Source organism: Streptomyces sp. YS-3 (genome assembly GCF_045257485.1).
Classification (GTDB): domain Bacteria; phylum Actinomycetota; class Actinomycetes; order Streptomycetales; family Streptomycetaceae; genus Streptomyces.
This window is the reverse complement of the sequence record NZ_JBJHPC010000702.1, coordinates 1-3,320: the sequence shown is the minus strand read 5'-3', so window position 1 is coordinate 3,320 and position 3,320 is coordinate 1. Positions and strand designations below refer to the sequence as shown.

General features: G+C 73.6%; 4 protein-coding genes. 1 reads left to right on the top strand and 3 read right to left on the bottom strand.

Going from position 1 to position 3,320, the window contains the following annotated elements; all coding sequences use genetic code 11:
* Nucleotides 1–147: 147 nt before the first annotated feature.
* The 3 genes from ACJA3G_RS33525 to ACJA3G_RS33515 are packed head-to-tail and all read right to left on the bottom strand — an operon-like array spanning nt 148 to nt 1,912.
* Nucleotides 148–867, bottom strand: a complete 720-nt coding sequence (locus ACJA3G_RS33525; protein ID WP_406556804.1) for an isocitrate lyase/phosphoenolpyruvate mutase family protein — start codon at nt 865–867, stop codon at nt 148–150.
* A complete protein-coding gene (locus ACJA3G_RS33520) occupies nt 864–1,313 on the bottom strand; it encodes a carboxymuconolactone decarboxylase family protein (protein ID WP_406556803.1) in 450 nt (149 codons plus the stop codon). The genes ACJA3G_RS33525 and ACJA3G_RS33520 overlap by 4 nt, the downstream gene beginning before the upstream one ends.
* A complete protein-coding gene (locus ACJA3G_RS33515; protein ID WP_406556802.1) occupies nt 1,310–1,912 on the bottom strand; it encodes a carboxymuconolactone decarboxylase family protein in 603 nt (200 codons plus the stop codon). Before ACJA3G_RS33515 ends, ACJA3G_RS33520 begins: the two co-directional genes overlap by 4 nt.
* Before the next feature lie 47 nt (nt 1,913–1,959).
* Between ACJA3G_RS33515 and ACJA3G_RS33510 the strand changes: the two genes are divergently transcribed.
* A partial coding sequence (locus ACJA3G_RS33510) for a PLP-dependent aminotransferase family protein (protein WP_406556801.1) occupies nt 1,960–3,320 on the top strand: 1,361 nt, incomplete at its 3' end.

The following is a 3,320-nucleotide window of genomic DNA, read 5'->3' as shown; positions in this document are numbered from 1 at the left end:
CGCCCCAAAAAACCACCCCCGTCGGCCCCACCGGGCCGCCGGGGGTGGTTTTTTGGGGCGTCTTCCCCGGCGTCTTCTCCGGCGCCTTGTCGGGCGCGTTGCCGGGCGCCTGTTCGGTGTACGTCACGGGGCGGCGCCCCTCCCCGCTCAGCCGGCGCGCAGTTGCTCCGCGATCTCCCGTACCGCGTTCGTCGCGCGGCGCTGGAGGAGCGGGCCGAACGTGACGCGGGCGGCGCCCAGTTCACCCAGGCGGCGGGGGGTCGGGCCGTCCGCCAGCGCCACCTGGTTGACCGGGGCCGGCACGGCGGCGGCGATCTTCGGCAGATGGCCGGCGGGGGCCCCGTACGGGTAGACGCAGTCGGCGCCAGCCGCCACATACGCGCGCGCCCGCGCGATCGTGGCGTCCAGATCGTCCACGCCCTCGATGTAGGTGTCCACGCGCGCGTTGATGAAGAGCCGGTCCCCGGCCGCCGCGCGCACCTCCGCCAGCCAGTCGGCGTGGCGCGCCGGGTCCTTGAGGGCGCCGTCGGCGGAGTCCTCCAGATTGCAGCCGACCGCGCCGGTCTCCAGGAGGCGGTCCACCAGCTCCTTGGGTTCGAGACCGTAACCGCCCTCGACATCCGCCGACACCGGTACGGAGACGGCCCGCACGATCCGGGCGACCGCCGCGAACATCTCGTCCCCGGGCGTGGCGCCGTCCGCGTAACCGAGCGAGGCGGCGACCCCCGCGCTCGGCGTGGCGAGCGCCGGGAAGCCCGCCTCCTCGAAGACGCGGGCGCTGGCCGCGTCCCAGGGGCCGGGCAGGATCAGGGGGTCGCCCGTGGCGCGCCCGTGGTGCAGGGCGCGGAAGGCGGCGACGGGGGTCAGCTGTGCCATTCGGTCTCTCCGGGTGCGGTGCGCCGCGCCACCATCAGCCGGTTCCAGCTGTTGATGGCGGTGATCGCGGCGATGAGGTGGGCCAGTTCGGTCTCGTCGAAGTGCTTGGAGACGAGCGCGTAGAGCTCGTCGGGAACGAATCCGTCGGTCAGGACCGTTATGCCTTCGGTGAGGGCGAGGGCCGCACGCTCGCGCTCGCTGAAGCGGTCGCCCGCTTCGTGCCAGGCCGCGACGAGATCGAGCCGTCCCTCGGTCTCGCCGTGCTCGCGCGCGAGGTCGAGATGCATGTCCAGGCAGAAGGCACAGTGGTTGAGCTGCGAGGCGCGGACCATGACCAGCTCCGTCAGGGTCGGGTCGAGCACCTTCTTGGCGGCTGCGCTCACCCCCGCCAGGGCCCGGTAGACCTCCTGCGGGACCTGCCAGGCCCGGGCGGTCACTTGTACATCCCGGGGGTGTAGTGGCCCGGGACCATCCGGGTGGTGACACCGAAGCGGTTCCAGGCGTTGATCACCGTGATCGCGGCGATCAGATGGCCCAGCTCGGTCGCGTCGAACTGCTCGGCCGCCTTCGCGTACACCTCGTCCGGTACGAAACCGTCGGTGAGGACCGTGATCGCCTCGGTCAGCTCGATCGCCGCGAGCTCCCTGGCGGTGTAGAAGTGCTGGGACTCCTCCCAGGCGCTGAGCTGCACGATCCGCTCGACCGACTCGCCCGCCGCGAGGGCGTCCTTGGTGTGCATGTCGAGGCAGAAGGCGCAGTGGTTGAGCTGCGAGGCCCGGATCTTGACCAGCTCGTGGATCACCGGGTCCACCCCGCGCCCGGCCGCCGCGTCCAGCTTGACCATCGCCTTGTAGACCTCGGGGGCGGCCTTCGCCCAGTGCAGCCGGGGGGTGTGCTCGGCAGCGTAGGAGCCGTTCTCGCTCTGGCCGTGGTCCGTCACCGCGTCTCCCGTCTCCCGTGCGTTCGCCGTGCTCGCCGTGCTCGCCGTGTTCGCCGTGCTCGCCGTGGTCTCGGTGTTCTCGTTCGTCGCCGTCATACGGATGACGGTACGCGGCACATGTCACACGGGTATGGTCCATTTTCATGGTGGAATCCTGGGCCACTTCTTCCGGAACCCTGGCTGAAGTCTTCGGTGTCGACTTCCATGTGGAGGTGGGCGCGGGCGGGTTGCGCGCGGGCCTCATGGACGCGCTGCGCGAGGCGGTGCGCGGCGGCAGGCTCGCCCCCGGCGCCCGGCTGCCCTCCTCGCGCTCGCTCGCGGCGGACCTGGGCATCGCGCGCAACACGGTGGCCGACGCGTACGCCGAACTCGTCGCCGAGGGCTGGCTCACCGCCCGCCAGGGCTCGGGGACCCGGGTCGCCCAGCGGACCGCGCCGCGCCGCCCGCAGCCGTCCGGGCCGCGCCATCCGGCGCGCCGCAGCCCCGCGTACAGCCTGATCGCGGGCAGCCCCGACCTCGCGTCCTTCCCGCGCGCCGAATGGCTCAAGGCGTCCCGGCGGGCGCTGACGGCCGCGCCCCACGAGGCCTTCGGCTACGGCGACCCGCGCGGGCGCATCGAGCTGCGCACGGTGCTCGCCGAGTATCTGGCGCGGGCGCGGGGCGTCCACGCGGCCCCCGAGCGGATCGTCGTCTGCGCGGGCTTCGTGCACGGTCTGATGCTGCTCGGACGGGTGCTGCGGGCGCGCCGGGTGCGTGCGACGGGCGTCGAGTCGTACGGGCTCGACGTCCACCGGGACCTGCTGGCGCGCGCTGGGCTGCGCACCCAGCCGCTGCCGTTCGACGAACACGGCACGCTCACGGGAGAGTTGGGGGAGGTCAAGGGGCTGGGGGCGGTGCTCCTGACGCCCGCGCACCAGTTCCCGGTCGGGGTCGCGCTCCCGCCGGSCCGGCGGGCCTCGGCCGTCGACTGGGCGCGGGCGGTGGACGGGCTGATCCTGGAGGACGACTACGACGGCGAGTTCCGCTACGACCGCCAGCCCGTCGGGGCGTTGCAGGGCCTCGACCCCGACCACGTCGTCTATCTGGGCACGGCCAGCAAGTCCCTCGCGCCCGGGCTGCGGTTGGGCTGGATGGTGCTGCCGGAGCGGCTCGCGGGGGAGGTGGCGGAGGCGAAGGGGGACGTCGACTGGTCGTGCGGCGCGCTCGACCAGCTGACGCTGGCGGAGTTCATCGCGTCCGGCGCGTACGACCGCCATGTCCGGGGGATGCGGCTGCGCTACCGGCGCCGGCGCGACCAGCTGGTGGCGGCGCTGGCGGCGCGGGCGCCGGAGGTGCGGGTGAGTGGGATCGCGGCGGGGCTGCACGCGGTGCTGGAGCTTCCGCCCGGCACCGAACGCGCGGTGATCCAGGCCGCGGCGTGGCAGGGCCTGGCCCTCCAGGGCCTCTCGGCCTTCCGCCACCCGTCGACACCGGCGTCCCGGGACGCCCTGGTGGTGGGGTATGC